Annotated in this window: 19 protein-coding genes and 1 pseudogene; 17 read left to right on the top strand and 3 right to left on the bottom strand. The window is 71.7% G+C overall.

Features of this window, described 5'->3' with window-relative positions; translation table 11 throughout:
- Positions 1-15: 15 nt before the first annotated feature.
- Entirely contained in the window at positions 16-1071 is a 1056-nt protein-coding gene (locus DMB66_RS20420; RefSeq protein ID WP_125805697.1) for an ABC transporter permease, read from the bottom strand.
- Positions 1072-1248: 177 nt separating this feature from the next.
- Here DMB66_RS20420 and DMB66_RS65950 point away from each other — a divergent pair.
- The 16 genes and pseudogenes from DMB66_RS65950 to DMB66_RS20495 all read left to right on the top strand — a co-directional run.
- A pseudogene (locus DMB66_RS65950) lies at positions 1249-1590 on the top strand (SDR family oxidoreductase); the annotation flags it as partial.
- A gap of 79 nt (positions 1591-1669) precedes the next feature.
- On the top strand, positions 1670-2077 hold the full coding sequence (locus DMB66_RS65255; protein ID WP_305025587.1) for an SDR family NAD(P)-dependent oxidoreductase: 408 nt from the start codon (positions 1670-1672) through the stop codon (positions 2075-2077).
- Positions 2078-2087: 10 nt separating this feature from the next.
- Positions 2088-2942: a molybdenum cofactor biosynthesis F family protein gene (locus DMB66_RS20430; RefSeq protein ID WP_125805698.1), complete on the top strand. Its 855-nt coding sequence runs from the start codon at positions 2088-2090 to the stop codon at positions 2940-2942.
- Positions 2939-4426 (top strand): GMC family oxidoreductase, encoded by a 1488-nt coding sequence (locus DMB66_RS20435; RefSeq protein ID WP_125805699.1) that lies wholly within the window; start codon positions 2939-2941, stop codon positions 4424-4426. Before DMB66_RS20430 ends, DMB66_RS20435 begins: the two co-directional genes overlap by 4 nt.
- On the top strand, positions 4423-5865 hold the full coding sequence (locus tag DMB66_RS20440; protein ID WP_125805700.1) for a fumarylacetoacetate hydrolase family protein: 1443 nt from the start codon (positions 4423-4425) through the stop codon (positions 5863-5865). The genes DMB66_RS20435 and DMB66_RS20440 overlap by 4 nt, the downstream gene beginning before the upstream one ends.
- Positions 5862-6815, top strand: coding sequence for a 4-hydroxy-tetrahydrodipicolinate synthase (gene dapA / locus DMB66_RS20445; protein ID WP_125805701.1), 954 nt, complete (start codon positions 5862-5864; stop codon positions 6813-6815). The genes DMB66_RS20440 and dapA overlap by 4 nt, the downstream gene beginning before the upstream one ends.
- Positions 6812-8311: a 5-carboxymethyl-2-hydroxymuconate semialdehyde dehydrogenase gene (gene hpaE / locus DMB66_RS20450; protein ID WP_125805702.1), complete on the top strand. Its 1500-nt coding sequence runs from the start codon at positions 6812-6814 to the stop codon at positions 8309-8311. The genes dapA and hpaE overlap by 4 nt, the downstream gene beginning before the upstream one ends.
- 10 nt (positions 8312-8321) lie before the next feature.
- The gene (hpaD, locus tag DMB66_RS20455; RefSeq protein WP_125805703.1) at positions 8322-9341 is read left to right on the top strand and encodes a 3,4-dihydroxyphenylacetate 2,3-dioxygenase; all 1020 of its coding nucleotides are present in this window, start codon (positions 8322-8324) and stop codon (positions 9339-9341) included.
- Between the two features lie 99 nt (positions 9342-9440).
- Positions 9441-10061 carry a DsbA family protein gene (locus tag DMB66_RS20460; RefSeq protein WP_125805704.1) on the top strand — a complete coding sequence of 207 codons (621 nt, stop codon included), beginning with the start codon at positions 9441-9443 and terminating at the stop codon, positions 10059-10061.
- Positions 10062-10101: 40 nt separating this feature from the next.
- Positions 10102-10908, top strand: a complete 807-nt coding sequence (locus DMB66_RS20465; protein ID WP_125805705.1) for an MBL fold metallo-hydrolase — start codon at positions 10102-10104, stop codon at positions 10906-10908.
- 94 nt (positions 10909-11002) lie between these two features.
- Positions 11003-11422: a nuclear transport factor 2 family protein gene (locus tag DMB66_RS20470; RefSeq protein WP_125805706.1), complete on the top strand. Its 420-nt coding sequence runs from the start codon at positions 11003-11005 to the stop codon at positions 11420-11422.
- A gap of 164 nt (positions 11423-11586) precedes the next feature.
- Positions 11587-12045, top strand: coding sequence for a hypothetical protein (locus DMB66_RS20475; protein ID WP_125805707.1), 459 nt, complete (start codon positions 11587-11589; stop codon positions 12043-12045).
- A gap of 119 nt (positions 12046-12164) precedes the next feature.
- Positions 12165-13160 (top strand): ABC transporter substrate-binding protein, encoded by a 996-nt coding sequence (locus DMB66_RS20480; protein WP_125805708.1) that lies wholly within the window; start codon positions 12165-12167, stop codon positions 13158-13160.
- Positions 13157-13903: a class I SAM-dependent methyltransferase gene (locus DMB66_RS20485; RefSeq protein ID WP_125805709.1), complete on the top strand. Its 747-nt coding sequence runs from the start codon at positions 13157-13159 to the stop codon at positions 13901-13903. The genes DMB66_RS20480 and DMB66_RS20485 overlap by 4 nt, the downstream gene beginning before the upstream one ends.
- A complete protein-coding gene (locus DMB66_RS20490; RefSeq protein ID WP_199752520.1) occupies positions 13900-14913 on the top strand; it encodes an iron ABC transporter permease in 1014 nt (337 codons plus the stop codon). Before DMB66_RS20485 ends, DMB66_RS20490 begins: the two co-directional genes overlap by 4 nt.
- Positions 14910-15698 (top strand): ABC transporter ATP-binding protein, encoded by a 789-nt coding sequence (locus DMB66_RS20495; RefSeq protein ID WP_125805710.1) that lies wholly within the window; start codon positions 14910-14912, stop codon positions 15696-15698. Before DMB66_RS20490 ends, DMB66_RS20495 begins: the two co-directional genes overlap by 4 nt.
- A 31-nt stretch (positions 15699-15729) precedes the next feature.
- Here the strand turns inward: DMB66_RS20495 and DMB66_RS20500 are convergent, their stop codons facing one another.
- On the bottom strand, positions 15730-17226 hold the full coding sequence (locus tag DMB66_RS20500; protein ID WP_158647297.1) for an OmpA family protein: 1497 nt from the start codon (positions 17224-17226) through the stop codon (positions 15730-15732).
- Positions 17227-17602: 376 nt separating this feature from the next.
- Between DMB66_RS20500 and DMB66_RS20505 the strand changes: the two genes are divergently transcribed.
- Positions 17603-18034 carry a hypothetical protein gene (locus tag DMB66_RS20505; RefSeq protein WP_125805712.1) on the top strand — a complete coding sequence of 144 codons (432 nt, stop codon included), beginning with the start codon at positions 17603-17605 and terminating at the stop codon, positions 18032-18034.
- Between the two features lies 1 nt (position 18035).
- On the opposite strand, the gene DMB66_RS20510 is transcribed toward DMB66_RS20505, so the two are convergent.
- A complete protein-coding gene (locus tag DMB66_RS20510) occupies positions 18036-18380 on the bottom strand; it encodes an MmcQ/YjbR family DNA-binding protein (protein WP_125805713.1) in 345 nt (114 codons plus the stop codon).
- Positions 18381-18405 lie beyond the last annotated feature (25 nt).

Raw genomic sequence — 18405 nt, forward strand, 5'->3', positions numbered from 1 at the left:
ATCCCCTTAGGTTGATCAGTGCCGGATGGCGGCTTCCCTGCGGCGCCGCACCAGGCTGTCGACGCCGACAGCCACGAGAATCACCAGGCCGGTCGCGAAGGCGCTCCAGTTGGCGGGAATGCTGAAGTAGGTCAGGCCGGAGGCGACGACGTTGAGCAGGATCGCGCCGCAGACCGCGCCGATGACCGTCGCCGTCCCGCCGCGCAGCGGGGTTCCCCCGATGACGGCGGCGGCGATCGCCTGCAGCTCGAAACCCGTGCCGATGGTGGGGTCGCCGGAGGTGAAGTAGGCCAGGCCCAGACACCCGCCGACCCCGGCCAGCGCGCCGACCAGCACCAGGACCTGCATGCGGACGCGGGCCACCGAGATGCCCGCGAACGCGGCCGCCTCGGGGTTGGAACCGATGGCGAGCACGCGATAGCCGAACGGGGTGTGGTGCAGCACCACCCACAGCACGAGCGCGACCACGACCAGCACGATGACGCTGACCGGCAGGCCGCCGACCTCCCCGCCCAGGACCGTGAAGAACGAGTTCTCCACGGTCAGGCCGACGACCTGCTGGCCGCCGGTCAGGGCGATGGCCAACCCCCGGAACACCGAGAGGGTCGCCAAGGTCGCGACGATGGTCGGTATCCGGATGTAGGTCACCACGGCCGCGTTCACCAGGCCCAGCACCGCACCCGCCGCGACCCCGATCCCGGCGGCGAGCCAGGTGTTCACACCGTGGGAGATGAGCAGGCCGGTGGCGATGAGGCAGAGACCGAACTGCGAGCCCACCGACAGGTCGATCTCGCGCATCGCGACCAGGTACGACATGCCGACCGCGAGGAGGCCGACGTAGGTCGACGCCTGCAGGATGTCGAGCAGCTGGTTGGGCTTGAGGAAGGTGGGGTGCGCGGCGCCCACGATGCCCACGAGCAACACGGTGGCGAGCACCACGCTCGCCGCCGGCGCCTGCAGGGCACGCCGCAGGACCCCGGCGCGCCGGCCGGGCCGGTCGCCGCCGGCCGGCGACTGCTGTGTCGGTGCCCCGGCGGTCGGAGCCGCCGTCGAGGTGCTGTCTGTGCTCACGCCGACCTCGCCGTCTGAGGGTATGAAGCGGATCGCCGTCAGCGTCTGCGATGAGCCGGTCCCGGCGCTTGACTGTGCCTACCCAGGGCTTGTCGGCCAGTGCCCGGCTGCCGTCCGGGCATCGCCCGGCGCGGGGCGGACTTCCTAGTCTCGGCCTCGGTGAAAGGGATGGTGGACATGGGACAGAACCCACGCTCCGGACGCTTCGCGGGGCGGACCGCCCTGGTGACAGGGGCCGGTACCGGCATCGGCGCGGCCGTCTGCCGGCGCATCGCCGACGAGGGCGGCAACATCGTGCTCACCGGCCGCCGGGAAGGACCGCTGAAGGAGGTCGCTGCCACACTGGCCGCCCCGGCGATCGTGGTCCCGGCCGACGCGGCGGTGGCCGAGCAGGTCGACGGCGTGCTCTCCGCCGCCGTCGAAGCCTTCGGCTCGCTGGACGTGCTGATCGCGAACGCCGGCGGTCACGTGCCCGGCGCAGCCGCGGACGTCGACGATGACTCCTGGCGCTACAGCATCCACGCCAACCTCGACAGCGCCTTCGTCACCGCCCGGGCGGCGCTGCCACACCTCATGCGCTCCCGGGGGAACCATCGTCGTGGTCTCGTCGATCGCGGGGCTGTTCGCCGGCCCCGGAGTCGCCGGCTACGTGACCACCAAGCACGCCCTGATCGGGTTGACCCGCTCGCTGGCCCGCGACTACGGGCGCTTCGGCGTCCGGGCGAACGCCGTGTGCCCGGGGTGGGTGCGCACCGCGATGGCGGACGAGCAGATGGACGACCTCGGCCGCAAGCTGGGCCTCGGCCGCGACGAGGCCTACGCCCTGGTCGCCAAGGACACCCCGTTGGCCAGGGTCGCCGAGCCCGCCGAGATCGCCGCCGTCATCGCGTTCCTCGCCTCGCCCGAGGCGTCGGCGATGACGGGCTCGGTCGTGGTCGCCGACTGCGGGGCCGGCTCGGTCGACCTGCCCACTCTCGCCTTCTCCGACCTCGCATCCGCCGACTGAGGGACGACACATGAACGAGACGATCAGCGCCGCGCCCTGGTCCGGCGAGGCCAAGCCGGACGACTGGAAGGGCATGGACGACTTCGCCCGCGGCATCGACGGCAACCGCGCTCCCGGTACGGCCGCCCTGGCGGGCACCACGCTCTCGGTGGAGGCCGACGGCGGTGGCCGGCTCGAGCTCGCCTTCGTCTCGGCCGACCGGGTCCGCTGGGCCGAGGAAGGCGGCTGCGAAGGGCAGTCTTCAGTCCACTCAAGGGCGGTGGCGGGGCGGTCGGACGGGGACTGGTACGAGGCGGTCGAGGTGCGGCCCGGGGTCTTCTTCGTGACCCTGACCTTCGCCGCGGAACCGCTGCGGGCGTCGGTGCTCGTGGTCGACGTCGGCCAGGGCCGGGCGCTGACGATCGAGTCGCACATCGCCCCGCGACCCACGCCCGGCCGGCCCCGGGTCAGCCAGAACTTCCTGCCCGGCACCGTCGCGGGGACACCGGCGCTGGGGAGTCCCGCCGCGCCGACCCGGGACCTGATCGGCTGGCGGGCCCTCTACCGCTACAGCCCGAACCACCTGTACGAGCACATCTATCTGAGCAGCGAGCGGTATGCGTGGCAGTGCCTGGTCGGTGAGCAGCGCGGGCACGGCGACGTCGACCTCGCCAGCACCTGGGCGCTCGGCGACGGCCTCTACGTGTTCACGTTCCGCGAGTTCCTCATCCCGGTGGCCGCGACCTGGCTCTACGACCTGCACGCGATGCGCACGACCGGTGTCTTCTTCGGACTGGGCGCCCAAGGGGCGGCGCAGTGCGCACCCGGGGGCGCCATCATCACCGAACTGGGCCGCGTGAGCTACCCCGACGAGCAGCCGATATGACCGCTGTGCTGGTCGTGGGCGCGGGCACCGCCGGCTGCACGCTCGCCCGCCGGCTGGTCGACGCCGGCCGTTCCGTCGTCCTGCTGGAAGCGGGGGACGGGACCGTCCCCGAGGCGGTCACCGACCCGGTTCGCATGCATGAGCTGTGGGACAGCCCGGCGGACTGGGGTTTCCGCACCGTGCCGCAGAGATTCGCGCACGACCGTCGCCTGCACCTTCCCCGGGGAAAGGTGGTCGGCGGGTCGCACGCCCTGAACGCCATGATCTGGGTCCGCGGCAATCCGGTCGACTACGACACCTGGGCCTACCTGGGCAACACCGACTGGTCGTGGGCCCGGGTCCAGCCCGTCTTCGAGCGCGTCGAGAAGACGCAGGACGTCGTGACCTCCTACCAGCCACACCCGGTGCACCGATCCATCGTCGAGGCCGCCGTGGAGTACGGGCTGCCCTACAACGCCGACTACAACGGTGAGACGCAGGACGGTGTCTCCTACGTGCAGCTCACCGTCCGGGACGGGCGGCGGCTGATGACCGCCGACGCGTACCTGGGCCCGGTGCTGCGGGACCCGCTGTTGTCGCTGGTGCCGTCGGCGAGGGTGCGCCGCCTGCTGTTCGACGGGACCCGGTGCACCGGTGCCGAGTACGAAAAGGACGGTCAGGTTCGCACCGTCACCGCCGACCGGACGGTGCTGTGCGCCGGGGCGTTCGGCTCGCCGGTCCTGCTCCAGCGCTCGGGCATCGGCGACGCCGACCACCTGCGGGCGCTGGGCCTGCCCGTCGTGGCGCCGCTGCGTGGCGTGGGCCGGAACCTGCAGGACCACTGGCTCGTCCCGATCGTGCTGGAAGTCGACCGGCCGGTCACGCCGGTGGCCGGCCTCCCGGCGTGCCAGAGCCAGCTGTTCTGGCGCAGCCGCGCCGGCCTCCCCGTACCCGATCTGCAGCCCTTGATGTTCGGCGCCCCGCTGGTGACGGGCTGGATGCAGCCGCCCGAGCACGGCATCACCTTGATGGCCGGCATCGTGCGCCCGGCCAGCCGGGGCACCGTGCGGTTGACGTCCGCGGATCCGTCGGCGGATCCGGTCGCCGCGGCCGACATCGACCCCCGGGTGCTCAGCGCCGATGCCGATGTCGACGCGATGGCCGCGGCCGTGCGGCTGTGCCGCGAGATCGCCGCGCAGCCGGCGCTGCGGGCGGGGTGGGGGGCTCGCGAGGTATACCCGGCGTCGCTGGCCACCACGACGGATCTGCTGCGCGACTACATCCGCGAGACCGTCGTGACCTACCACCATCCGGCGGGCACGTGCGCGATGGGAGCGAACGAGGACTCCGTGGTCGACCAGCGGCTGCGGGTGCACGGCGTGGACGGCCTGTGGGTGGCCGACGCCTCGGTGATGCCGACGGTCACCACGGGCAACACGAACGCGCCGGTCGTGATGATCGCCGAGCGCGCCGCCGACCTGCTGCTCACCGGCGCGGCGTCGTGAACGCCCGGCACCCGCTGGGCCTGGCGCCGTCGAAGATCATCGCGGTCCACCTGAACTACCGGAGCAGGGCGGCCGAGCGCGGCAGAACCCCGTCGGCGCCGTCCTATTTCCTCAAGCCGCCCTCGTCGCTCTCCTGCCACGACGCCGTGATCGAGCGGCCCGCCGGCTGCCGCCTGATGGCGTTCGAGGGCGAGATCGCGCTGGTCATCGGCCGGGCCGCGCGCGGCGTCCGGCCCGAGCAGGCGATGGCGCACGTACGGTGGATCACGGCCGCCAACGACGCCGGCGTGTACGACCTGCGCTACGCGGACCGCGGGTCCAATCTCCGCTCCAAGGGGGCGGACGGCTTCACCCCGGTCGGACCGGTGCTGCTGGATCCGGCGTCCGTCGATCTGTCGAACCTGCGGCTGCGCACCTGGGTCAACGGCACCCCGGTCCAGGACGCCAGCACGGCCGAGCTGATCTTCCCGTTCGACCAGCTCATCGCCGACCTCTCCCGGCTGATGACGCTCGAGGCGGGCGACATCATCCTGACCGGGACGCCCGCGGGCGCCTCGGTGGTGGAGCCGGGCGACGTCGTCGAGGTCGAGCTCGGTACGACCGGCCGGCTGGCCAACCCGATCGTCGACGCCCCGGCTCCGCTGGCCCCGTACGGCGCCATGCCCCGGTTCACCGAGGCGGACCGGGCCGACGCCTACGGCGGCGTGTCCGACGAGGCACGCCCGCGGCACCTGGACGCGCGGACCGCGGCGCTGCTGAACGGCGTCTCCACCGCCACACTGTCGTCGGTGCTGCGCAAGCGCGGCCTGGAGCACATGTTCATCGAGGGCGTCCGGCCTGCGCGTCCCGGCCTGCGCCTGCTCGGCACCGCGCACACGCTGGAATACCTGCCGCTGCGCGAGGACCTCTTCGCCGCCCGGGGCGGTGGGATGAACGCGCAGAAGCGCGCCGTCGAGGAGATCGGGCCCGGCCAGGTGCTCGTGATCGGGGCCCGCGGCGAGGCGGGCTCGGGGACGATCGGCGACATTCTCGCGCTGCGGGCGCTGCGCCGCGGCGCGACCGGCATCGTCACCGACGGCGGCCTCCGCGACAGCCCGTCCTTCGCCGCGTTGGACCTGCCCACCTATCACGGCCCCGCCCATGCCGCGGTGCTCGGCCGGCGGCACGTGCCGTGGGCCGTCGGGGTGGCGGTCGCCTGCGGCGGCGTCCTGGTGGAGCCGGGCGACGTCCTGGTCGGCGACGGCGAGGGCGTCATCGTCATCCCTCCCGGCATCGCCGCGGATGTCGCGGTCGAGGCGGCGGAACAGGAGCGCCAGGAACGGTTCATCTACGCCCAGGTCGCGGCCGGAGCGCCGATCGAGGGCCTGTACCCGCTGGGACCCGCCCGCAAGGCGGAGTACCAGGCCTGGAGCGCGGCCCTGAAGGAGGAATCGCCGTGAAGTTCCGCTCGGACCCGTCGTCGGTGCGGGGCGCGTTCAGCGCCCTCGTCACCCCGTTCACCCCCACCGGCGAGGTCGACCACGACAGCCTCACCGCCCTGACGCGCTGGCAGCTGGAATCCGGCAGCCACGGCGTCTCGATCGGCGGCTCCACCGGCGAGCCCAGCGCCCAGTCGGTGGCCGAGCGGATCGCCGCCATGCGCACGACGGCGCGGGCCGTCGACGACCGGGCGCCGTTCCTGCCGGGCACCGGCACCGCCAAGCTGGACGAGACCCTCGAACTCACCGCGGCCGCCCGCGACCTCGGCGCCGATCTCTGCCTGGTCATCACGCCGTACTACGCGCGCCCCACCCAGGAGGGTCTGTATCGCTGGTACTCCACGATCTGTGCGGAGTTCCCCGACCTGCCGATCGTCGCCTACAACGTCCCGGTCCGGACGGCGGTGGAGATCGATCCGCAGACCCTCGCGCGGCTGCGGCGCGACCACGACAACTTCGTCGGGGTCAAGGAGACGACCAAGGACTTCGAGCACTTCTCGCACGTGCTCCACCAGTGTGGCCGCGACTTCCTCGTCTGGTCGGGCATCGAGCTGCTGTGCCTGCCGCTGCTGGCGCTGGGCGGCAGCGGCTTCATCAGCGCGCTCAGCAACATCGCCCCCGCCGCCACCGCGCGGATGTACGACCGGTGGGCCGGCGGCGACCACGAGGGCGCCCGCGACCTGCACTACGCGCTGCACCCCCTGGTGTCGCTGCTGTTCGTCGAGACCAATCCGGCGCCGGCCAAGTACGTGCTGCGGCAGTGGGAGCGCATCGCGTCCGCCCACGTCCGGGAGCCGCTGGCGCCGGTGAGCGAGGCCGGCGTGCGACGGATCCGTTCCCTGCTCGCCGACGCGGCCGGGCTCATCGATCCGGGGACCGGAGTCCCCCTCCCGAGAGGAGAACGCGCGTGACGCGTCCCGACGGCCTGCCCGGGCAGATCCCGCACTTCATCGGCGGCAAGCAGGTGCCCAGCATCTCCGGGGCCACGTTCGACAACCTCGATCCCCTGACCAACCAGGCGTACTGCACGGTTGCCGCGGGCGAGGCCGCCGACGTGTCGGCGGCGGTGGCAGCCGCGCGGAGCGCGTTCGCCGACGGCCCGTGGGCCGGCCTGCTGCCGCGCGCGCGGGCCAGGATCCTGCACGCGATCGCGGACGCCATCGAGTCCCGCGACGAACACATCGCCCAGCTGGAGGCCTGGGACACCGGCCTGCCGATCACCCAGGCCCGGGGCCAGGCCCGCCGGGCCGCGGAGAACTTCCGCTTCTTCGCCGACCTCGTCGTCGGCCTGCACGAGGACGCCTTCCGGGTGGGCGACAGTCAGCTCAACTACGTGGTACGGCAGCCGAAGGGCGTCGCCGGCCTGATCACGCCGTGGAACACCCCGTTCATGTTGGAGACCTGGAAACTCGCACCCAGCCTCGCCTCCGGGTGCACCGTGGTGCTCAAGCCGGCCGAGTGGACGCCACTGTCCGCGAGCCTGTTGCCCGAGATCATGGCGGAGGCGGGGGTGCCCGACGGCGTCTTCAACATCGTCCAGGGCATCGGCGAGGATGCGGGAGCGGCACTCGTGGCGCACCCCGACGTCCCCCTGATCTCGTTCACCGGGGAGACCACCACCGGCCGGATCATCATGCGCAGTGCCGCCGACCACCTCAAGTCGCTGTCGATGGAGCTCGGCGGCAAGTCGCCCTGCGTGGTGTTCGCCGACGCCGACCTGGAACGGGCCCTGGACGGCGCCGTCTTCGGGGTCTTCTCGCTCAACGGCGAGCGCTGTACCGCGGGCTCCCGGATCCTCGTCGAGCGGTCCATCTACGACGAGTTCGTGGCCCGGCTCGCCGAGCGCGCGCAGCGCGTCACGGTCGGGCCGCCGAGCGACCCGGCGACCCAGATCGGCGCCCTGGTGCACCGCGAGCACTACGAACGGGTGCTGGCCTACGTCGCCATCGGGCAGGCCGAGGGCGCCCGGCTCGTGGCCGGGGGCCGCCGGCCCCAGCACCTCACCGAGGGGAACTTCCTCGGCGCGACGGTCTTCGCCGACGTCGAGCCCGAGATGCGGATCTTCCAGGAGGAGATCTTCGGCCCGGTGGTGTGCGTGACGCCGTTCACCGACGAGGCCGAGGCCGTCGCGCTGGCCAACGACACCAAGTACGGCCTCGCCGCGTACGTCTGGACCGGCGACCTCAAGCGCGGCCACCGGGTCGCGCGCGCCATCCAGTCCGGGATGGCCTGGCTCAACAGCCACAACGTGCGGGACCTGCGCACACCGTTCGGCGGCATCAAGGCCAGCGGCCTGGGCCACGAGGGCGGGCACCACAGCATCGACTTCTACACCGACCAGCGCGTGATCCACGTCGCCGTCGGCGACCCCGGGACGCCCCGGTTCGGTGTGTCCACCGCTAGCTGAAGGAGGTTTCATGTCCGAGATCCAGGCGCCCGACATCGTCCGCGCCGCCTACGCCGAACTGGTGGTCACCGACCTCGCCGCCAGCCGCTGGTTCTGGGTCGACATGCTGGGCTTCGTCGTCACCGTCGAGCAGGACGACGCCCTGTACCTGCGCGGCCACGACGAACTGACCCACCACAGCCTGGTACTCCGCGCCGGCGCCCGCCCCGCAGCGGCCGCCATCGCGTACCGGGTCCGCTCGGCGGCCGATCTCGACCGGGCCGAGCGGTTCTTCGGCGAGCGGGGGTGTGCCGTGCGGCGGCAGCCGGCCGGCGCCACCACCGGCGTCGGCGAGGCGGTGCGGGTCGTGGACCCGCTCGGCTTCACCGTCGAGTTCTTCTACGCCATCGACCGGGCCGAACGCCTGATCCAGCGGTATGACCTGCATCGGGGCGCACACATCGCCCGGCTGGACCACTTCAACATCGTGGTCCCGGACATCCCCGCCGCCTACGCCCACTACGAGTCCCTGGGCTTCGGCTGCTCGGAGACGATCGAGGACGAACACCAGATGTTCGCCGCCTGGATGTTCCGCAAGCAGACGGTCCACGACGTCGCCTTCACCTCGGGCGTCGGGCCGCGCCTGCACCACCTCGGCTTCGCCACCCACGAGAGCCACCACGTGCTGACGACCTGCGACATCTTCGGCGCGACCGAACAGCAGCAGCACATCGAACGCGGGCCCGGCCGGCACGGGGTGTCGAACGCCTTCTACGTCTATCTCCGTGACCCCGACGGACACCGGATCGAGGTCTACACCAGCGACTACTTCACCGGTGACCCCGACCACGAGACCTACCGATGGAGCGTGCACGACGAGCGCCGGCGCGACTACTGGGGCAACGCGGTGATCCCCTCCTGGTACGCCGAAGCCACCAACGTCCTGGACCTCGACGCCCGCGAGCAACCGTTGACGGACATGGTCGGCCAATCAGAGGTCCGGGTCGGCGCCGACGGCCTCGGCTCGATCACCACCGGCACCCAGCGGTGATCCGCCCCGGTTCGCGGGAATGCCTGACGCGTCAGATACTGTTGTGTCAGGTGAACGGCCCGCGGAAGGCGGGCTCCGCAGCGGAGAGGCACCTCCCTCATGAAGCTCGTCTACGTCTTCGACGCCTACTGCGGCTGGTCGTACGGTTTCGTACCGACCCTGGCCGAGCTGGTGCGCCGCCGCCCCGGCATCGAGGTGGAAGTGGTTTCCGGCGGTCTGTTCACCGGCTCGCGCCGGGTGCCGATCCGGGACTTCGGATACGTCGAGGGCGCCAACGCCAAGATCAGTGAGCTGACCGGGGTCACGTTCGGGCCCGGCTACGCGCGGCTGATCGCGGACGGCTCGTTCGTGATGGACTCCGCGGCCGCCGCGCGGGGCGTGGCCGCGTTGCGGCAGGTCGCGCCGGCCCGGATCGTCGAGCTGGCCGCCGCGCTGCAGCACGCGTTCTACGTCGACGGCCTGAGCCTGTCCGACCCGGCGACCTACCGCACGGTCGCCGCCGCGACCGGCCTGGACCCGGACATCGCCGTCGCCGCGTTCACCACCCCGGCCGCTGCCGTCGGCGCGCAGGACGACTTCGCCCGGGCGGCCAGGCTGGGGGTCCACAGCTTCCCCACCCTGCTGGCCGTCGACGGCGACCGCCCGTCGACCCTGGCGGTCGGTCACGCCACCGCCGACCAGATCGAGTGGCGCCTGGACGCGCTGACCACCGCTTCCTGACCGCTTTCCCGGCGGCGAACCCCTCACGAAAGGAATCATCATGAGTGTGCTCGATTTCAAGGTCATCGACCTGGACTTCCCGGTCGGCTCGAAGAACAAGACCGCCACCCTGATCACCGGCGAACAGCAGGCGTTGCTGATCGACGCCGGGTTCACCCGCGCCGACGGCCACCGCCTGGTCGCCGAGATCCTCGACTCGGGCAAGACGCTGACCACGGTCTTCATCAGCCACGCCGACCCCGACTTCTACTGGGGTGCCGAAGTGATCGCCGACGCCTTCCCGGACGCCGCGCTCGTCGCGACGCCGCTGGTGATCGAGCACATCGGCGCCGCGTACGAGGGCAAGCTCAAGGCCTGGGAATCGATCGGGGTCAACCGTCCCACCCGGCTGGTCGAGCTGACCGCGCTGACCGGCGACATCACCGTCGAGGGCCACGTGTTCGAGCTCAAGGGCGGGCACCCCGGCCTGGCCGACCGGCACTACCTGTGGCAGGCCGAGCAGCGGGCGATCGTCGGTGGGGTCCTGCTGTTCCAGGACGAGCACGTCTGGGTCGCCGACACCGCCACCCCCGCGGACCGCGCCGTCTGGATCGAGGTGCTCGACGAGATGACCGCCCTCGACCCGGCCTTCGCGGTCCCCGGCCACCGCCGGCCGGTCACCACCCTCGACGCGAGCCCGATCGCCTACACCCGTGACTACCTGACCGCGTTCGAAGCGGAGCTCGACAAGGCCGACACCGGAGCGGCGCTGACCGAGGCGCTGATCGCCCGCTATCCGCAGGCCGGGATGCTCATCGCCGCCCAGCTCGGCGCCAAGGTCGCCAAGGGCGAGATGACCTGGGGCTGACCGCACCCCGACCCCGTACCCGGTCCGGTGCCGGCCGGCCGCACGCGCCCCGGCGCCGGACCGCCCGTCCTGTCATACCGAAAGGTGACCCGCCATGAGCTCGACGACAGATTTCGACACCTCGACCGCCCCCGCCGACGTGGTACGCCGGCAGTATCTCGCCTCGGCTCGCGGCGACCTGGAGGCGCTGCGCGCGACCCTGGCCGACGACGTGGAGTGGACCGAGATGGCCGGCTTCCCCCTGGCCGGCACCTACCGCACCCCGACCGGGGTCACCTCCGCGGTCATGGAGCAACTCGGCAAGTCCTGGGACACCTGGATCGCCCACGACGACACCTACGTCGTCGACGGCGACAACGTCGTGGTCCTGGCCCGCTACACCGCCACCAACAAGGCGACCGGCAAGGACATCGACGTCCGCGTCGCCCACCACTTCATCGTCCGCGCCGGGCACATCGTCCGCTTCGAACAATTCGTCGACACCGCCAAAGTCCGCGAGGCGATGACCGGCTGACCCGGGCCCAGGTCAGCCCGGTCGGCAGGGGGTGTGGGAGGAAACGGTGGCCACTTCGTCACCTGTCGATGCGCTGGAGAGGCTGGTTTCTTGGTGATGCCGCGCGTCGCAGAACGGGGGAGGGACGCGGGGCGGCCGGCATTCGCCCCATCAGAGGAGAGACCATGCACCCTGTCCGCCGAGCTTTCGCGGCCCTGCTGGGCCTGTTGACCGTTGGCGCGTTCCTGGTCGTCAGTGGATCGCCCGCACAGGCCGCCGTCGCTTGCTCGGGCACGGTCACCTTCAGCTATGAGTATCCGGTGACCAACCCGGTGGCCGAGCTGACGATCTACTACAACAGCGCCAACGGCGGCACGAACTCCGCGTGCATGTACCACCGGGGTTCCTCGTACGGGGTTTCCGCCCGCACGTCCGTGAAGATCTCCCGCTGCGCGGAGACCTCCGGGGAGAACACGCTGCCGTGTACGGTGACCGCCTCGTCCACGGTGGACAACGGCAGCTACGCGTACTACGCGGGGCCGCGCGGGGTGACCGGCACGGCGAACAACTGCGTCTGGGCTTACGGCGAGATCGAGTGGGGTGGCACGACCTACTGGATCAACAGCGGTCGGCAGGGCTGCTGAACGACGCGTTTCCTACCGATGCGGGGGAGCCCGGGGTCTGCCGTCACGGCAGGTCCCGGGTTTCTTCGTCGGGCCCCCCGGGTTGTGCGCCGCCGCAGCCGTCGGCTAGCTTTCCGCTCATGAAAACCATTTTCGTTAACGGCGCGCTGGTGGCCGTCCTGGCGGTCACTGCCGGTTGCGGCTCGACCGGTGAGGCGGCAGGCCCGGCCTCCGGCGCCTCGCCGGCCCCGGTGGCGATCACCAACTGTGGCCTTCCGGTGACGGTCCCGGCGCCGCCGCGGCGAGCGTTGGCCATGGAACAGAACGCCACCGAGATCATGCTGACGCTGGGCCTGGCCGACCGGATGATCGGCACCAGCTACCAGACCGACCCGGTGCTGCCCGAACTCGCCGCCGCGTACGGGAAGGTGCCGGTGCTCGCGAAGCTCTACCCCGCCCGCGAGGCCGTCCTCAACGCCCGGCCGGACTTCGTGTACTCGACCTTCACCTCCGCGTACGCCTCCGACGCCGCCGGGGCCCGCAAGGACCTCGCCGGGCTCGGCGTGCCGGCCTATCTGTCCCGCTTCGCCTGCGAGGATCCCGGCACCGGCGAGCGGGCGGTGACGTTCGACGGCATCTTCGCCGAGATCACCGAGATCGCCACCGTGTTCGGCGTCGCCGACCGGGGCGCGGCGGTCGTCGCCGCGCAGCGGGCGCGCCTCGACGCCGCCAGGCAGGCGGCGCCCGGCGCCGACACGTCGCTGTTGTGGTACTACTCGGGCACCAAGACCCCGTACGTCGCCGGCGCCGGTGGCCTGCCCGCCGCGATCAGCACACAACTCGGCGTCCGCAACGCCTACGGCGACGCGAAGCAGACCTGGCCCGCCGGCAACTGGGAGGAGATCGCCGCCCGCGACCCCGACGTCATCGTGCTGGCCGACCTGACCCGCGGCGGCGACGGCGACAGCGCCCAGTCGAAGATCGACTTCCTGCGCGCGAACCCGGTGACCTCGAAGCTGGACGCCGTCCGCAACGGCCGGTTCATCACCGTCGCCGGATCGTCGATGGACCCGTCCGTGCGCAGCGTGACCGCCGTCGAGCAGGTCAGCTCCGGCCTCCAGGAGCTCGACCGATGAACGCCGACGACGCGCGGCGGCTGCTGCGCCTGTGGGATCGGCAGCAAGCCGCCTACGTCGCGCACCGCGAGGCCCGCTTCGAGGCGATGCTGGCGGTCCTGGAACTGCACGCCGGCGACGCGCCGACCGTCCTGGACCTGGCTTGCGGGCCCGGAGCCATCGCCGACCGCGTCCTCGCCGCCCTGCCGAAGGCGACCGCGATCGCCGTCGACTACGACCCCATCCTGCTGGCCATCGCCCGCGGCGCCCTCGCCGACCGTGCCGAGGTCCACGACCTCGATCTCGTGGCCGCCGGCTGGGAACGCCGCCTCGGCACCGACCGGGTCGACGCCGTCCTCAGCTCCACCGCCCTGCACTGGTTGTCACCCGCCCAGCTGCTCGACGTCTACACCGCCGCCGGCCGGCTGCTTCCGCCCGGCGGGATCCTGCTCAACGCCGACCATCTGCGCTTCGACGACCGCTCGCCGACGCTGCGCGACGTCTCCGCACGCCACGACGCACGCACCCAGCAGGCCGGGCTCGCCGCCGGCGCCCTGCGCTACGACGCCTGGTACGACGAGGCCCTGCTCGTGCCGGACCTGGCGGCGCTCGCGCCGGAGCGGGAACGGCGCTTCGCCGACCGGCCGCCCCAGCCGCCGGCACCGCTCGACTTCCACCTCGCCGCGCTGCGGGCCGCGGGCTTCTCCGAGGTCGGCACCGTCTGGCAGTACCTCGACGACTACGTCGTCTTCGCCCGCCGGTGAGACTCGCCGCCCGTTCGCCGGTTCTGCTGACGGCCACGCTGGCGCTGGGCATCAGCGTGGCCGCCGCGGTCACCATCGGCGTCGCCGACCTGTCGGTGGGCCAGGTGGTCCGGGCCCTGGCCGGGCACGCCGGGCTGCCGGTCACCCCGCTGCCGGCGCTGGCCGACAGCATCGTCTGGGACCTGCGCCTGCCGCGGGTGGCCCTGGCCGGCCTGGTCGGCGGGGGACTGGCGGTCTGCGGTGCCGTGCTGCAGGCCCTGACCCGCAACCCGCTCGCCGACCCGTACCTGTTGGGCATCTCCGCGGGCGCGTCGACCGGCGCGGTGTCCGTACTGGTCTTCGGTCTCGGCGCCGGCGCGGCGGCGCTGTCGGCCGGCGCGTTTCTCGGCAGCGTCGCGGCATTCGGTGTCGCGCTCCTGCTCGCCGGGCGGCGCTGGACGGAGCCGGCCCGGATCCTGCTCGCCGGCGTCGCGGTCGGTCAGCTGTTCTCCGCCGTGACGAGCCTGATCGTGGTCGCCGACGCCAGCGCCCAGACCACCCGCAGCATCACGTTCTGGCTGCTCGGCTCGCTGACCGGGGCATCGTGGCCGACGGTGGGGCTGTCCGCCGCCGTCGCCGCGGCCGGACTGCTCGTCTGCTGGGCGGCCGCGCCGGCACTGGACGCGTTCGCCTTCGGCGCCGACGTCGCCCAGTCGCTCGGCTTCTCGCCGGCCAAGGTGCGGGCGCTGCTGTTCGTGACCACCGCGATGATGGCCGCGGTCCTGGTCGCGGCGAGCGGCGCCATCGGCTTCGTCGGCCTGACCATTCCGCACGCCACCCGGATGCTGGTCGGCGCCCGGCACCGGCTGCTCCTGCCCGCCTGCGCGGTCACCGGCGCGACGTTCCTGATCTGGGCGGACACGGCGGCCCGCACGGTCTTCGCGCCGCAGGAGATCCCGGTCGGCGTGGTCACCGCGCTGATCGGTGTGCCGGCCTTCGCCGTACTCATGCGCCGCAGGAGCGCGCCATGAGGATCGACGCCCGCCACCTCGACTGGGCGCCCCGCGGGAAGACGCTGTTGTCCGACGTCACCCTCGACGCCGCGCCGGGCAGCACGGTCGGGCTGCTCGGCCCGAACGGATCCGGCAAGTCCAGCCTGCTGCGGGTCCTCGGCGGGCTGCAGCAGCCCGACCGCGGTCAGGTGACCCTCGACGGCACCGACCGCAGCCGGATACCCCGGCGGCTGCTGGCCCGGCGGGTGGCCATGGTGACCCAGCACGCGCCGTCCGACGTCGACATGACCGTGCTGGACGTCCTCCTGCTCGGGCGCATCCCGCACCGGCCGCTGCTCGCCGCGGTCAGCGCCGACGACCTGGAGCGGGCCGGCCGGGCCCTCGCCGGTGCCGGACTGGCCGGCTTCGGCGCCCGCCGCTGGTCGACGTTGTCCGGCGGGGAACGGCAACGGGCGGACATCGCCCGCGCGCTGCTGCAGGAACCCGACGTCCTGCTGCTCGACGAACCGACCAACCACCTCGACATCCGCCACCAACTCGACCTGCTGGACGACCTGAGCAGCGCGCCGGCCACCGTGGTCATCGCGCTGCACGACCTCGGCCTGGCCGCGCGATACTGCGACCAGATCGTCCTGCTGCACGGCGGGCGGGTCGTCGCGGCCGGCCCGCCGCCGGAGGTCCTGACGCCGGCCCGCATCGAGCAGGTCTTCGAGGTCGCGGCCGACGTGACAGCGGACGGCGACGGCCGGTGGCACGTGCGCCTCCGCCGGGCGGGCTCGAACGAAGCTCGTACCCGGGATTGACCAGCGGCCGTCCGGCCGGTCCGGCGGTGGCTTACTCGACGGGAACGTTGTCGATCATGCCGAAGGGGCCGGCGTCGAGGGTGATCGTGGTGGTGCCTGCGGCGGGGGCGGGAAGGTAGACGTAGGACTGGACGGGGATGTTCGGGGCGGTGCCGCCGCCGGCGCCGTCGAGGCAGTAGGGGGTGCGGTCCGGCCGGGTGCCGATCTCGACCCTGGCCTGAGTGATCTTGGTCGTGGGGTCGATGGCCTTGATGTCGGTGTAGTTGCCTGCGCAGCCGCTCATCAGGTCGCTGAACGTTGTCTGTGGTCGACCTGCGGGCAGCGGCTTGTCGCGGATGAACTCGAGGGGGACGACCAGATAGGCGCCGTCGCGATAGGTCGGGGGGACCTTCAGCCGGTATCCCACGCCGTCGATCGTGGCGGTTCGTTCGGTGACGGTCCGGTCGTCGAGTCGGAACTGGGCGGGCGGTGCGATCGGGCTCGTCGCGGGTCGGGTTGCCGGCGTGGTGGTCGTGGTCGTGCTTTCCGGGGTGGTCTGCTTGATCTGGTAGGAGATCTCTACCCGGCGGTTGCGGGCCCGGGCCTGTTCGTCATCCGCTCCGCCTTCCTCGGCGATCGGTTTGGATTCGCCGAGACCGGATACGCGGTACTGGTAGCCGTCGCCCAGGCGGGTCCGCAGTTGGTGCTGGACCGCGTTCGCGCGTTGCCGGGAGAGCTTGAGGTTGTAGGCGTCGGCGCCCTTGGAGTCGGTGTGGCCGGTCACGACGATCGGCGGCTTCGCGGGGTCGGCCTTGGCCCGGGTCTCGGCGGCTACTTCGTCGAGGACGGTCTTGGCCTTGGCGGACAGGGTGGCGGAGTCGAAGGCGAACAGCACGTCGGTGCGGAGCCCGATCGTTTCCTCGGTCGCGCCGGTCGTCGTGGACCGCACGTCGCTTTCGGTTATCCCCACCAGGTCGGCGGAAGACCGCCAGACGGTTCCTTGGGGCAGGACCGACTCCAACATCGGCGACGGACCCGGCGGGACCGGCGGCTCGGTGGCGGCTCGCGGCGGTTCCGTTCCGTCCACGACCGGGATTCCGGCGAACAGACCGGGGCTCCCGTAGCTCAGCACCGTCATCCGGGGCACGGTCGTGGGCAGGGCGGGGAAGTAGACGAAGCCCTCATAGGCGATGCCGGGCTGGAACCAGGTGTCCGTGCTCCCGAAGGCGCTCCCATAGGCGTTGCCGGCCCGCAGCGAGGAGTACATCTTGCGGTTCACCGAGTCGACGAGGTTGAACCCGCCGAAACCCCCGGACGCCCCGCCACCGAACAGGAACAGTCCGGACTCCTGTCTCTCCTCCAGGTTGGTCACCTTGAAGCGGAGGACCGAATAGTCGGGGAACCGCTCGATCCGCAGCATCTGCGTCCGGAACCGGATCGGGTTGAAGGAGTGGGTGACATAGAAGCCATCCCGGGTGAATCCCGTCGCGGGAACCGCCGACGCCGGTGGGCCGCCGATGCCCGTCGCCACGGACGGGCTGCTCGTCACCGCGGGAACGGTGGCCCTGGCACCCGGGTCTGTGCCATCGGTGCACCCGGTCAGTCCGACGCCCAGAGCAACAAGCATCAGCGCACTCGACATCCTCATGCGGATCCGGATCGCATCATCGTCTCCACGGAAAGCGGTGTCGTGCTCGGCTGGCTGACAACGTATCCACGCGAATGCCACCGGACATCCCGCCACGGATTGACCTTCGTCTCCAACCAGCGTGGTACGCCGGGCGGCGTCAACCCTCTGCGGTAGGTGCGAGGATCAGGCGCCTCCGTGTCCAGCCTTGTCCAGCCTTGTCCAGGATGGCCTCCGGGTGCGTGGCGGGCCGACCATGATTACCGGCACTGTTGCCCGTTCCGAAACGGAGACCGATGTGAATCCACGCATTCGTTCCGCGCTGTCCGCCGTCGCCGGGTGCGCCTTGGCCGCGGCGTCGCTCAGCCTGGCCACCGCATCGCCCGCCGCGGCGTTCGGCCAGGAGACCTTCGGCTGCCGCCTCTCGCCGGGCACCGTCCTCACCTATAAGACCCTCTGCACCAACTCCAAGCCGTCGAGCCGGTACAACGCGGCGTTCGCCGTTCAGAACACCTCGGGTGACTACACCTACTCCTGGGCCATCGCCGGCGACTACACGTCGATCGTCGGCGGGTGCACCGCAACCTCTTCCACTTGCGCGGTCGCGCTTCCCGGCAGCTCCACGGACAGCACGGTCTCGGTCACGGTCACCTACTCGCAGGGCGGGCAGACCGCGACCAGAACTGCTCATGCCTTCACGTTCATGTACTGCGGCACAATTTACTGCTGATCTAAACCGGCCGGTCCTTCTTGGGCAGGGCCCGGACGACGGCCTCGTACGAAGCGTCCACCGCTTCGCGGACTTCGTCGTCCGGGATCCCGCCGCCGATCCGCAGGGTGTTCCAGCCGTACCGCCCGATGTAGGCCGTCACGGTGGCGTCGTCCGGGTAGCGCTTCAGCCATTCGTCCGCGGCGTCCCTGTCCTTGCCGCATTTGACGCCGACCGACGTCGCCTCCGAGCCGAGGAACGCGAAGATCTTCGCGCCGACCTTGGCGACCACGTCGTTCTCCCACGGCTCGTCCCGCCAGGCGCCGGGCTTGGCCAGACAGTACGCGAGCAGATCTTCCCCGGTCATCGGATTCCTTCCGTGACATTCGGCC

It is taken from the genome of Actinoplanes sp. ATCC 53533, from assembly GCF_003947245.1.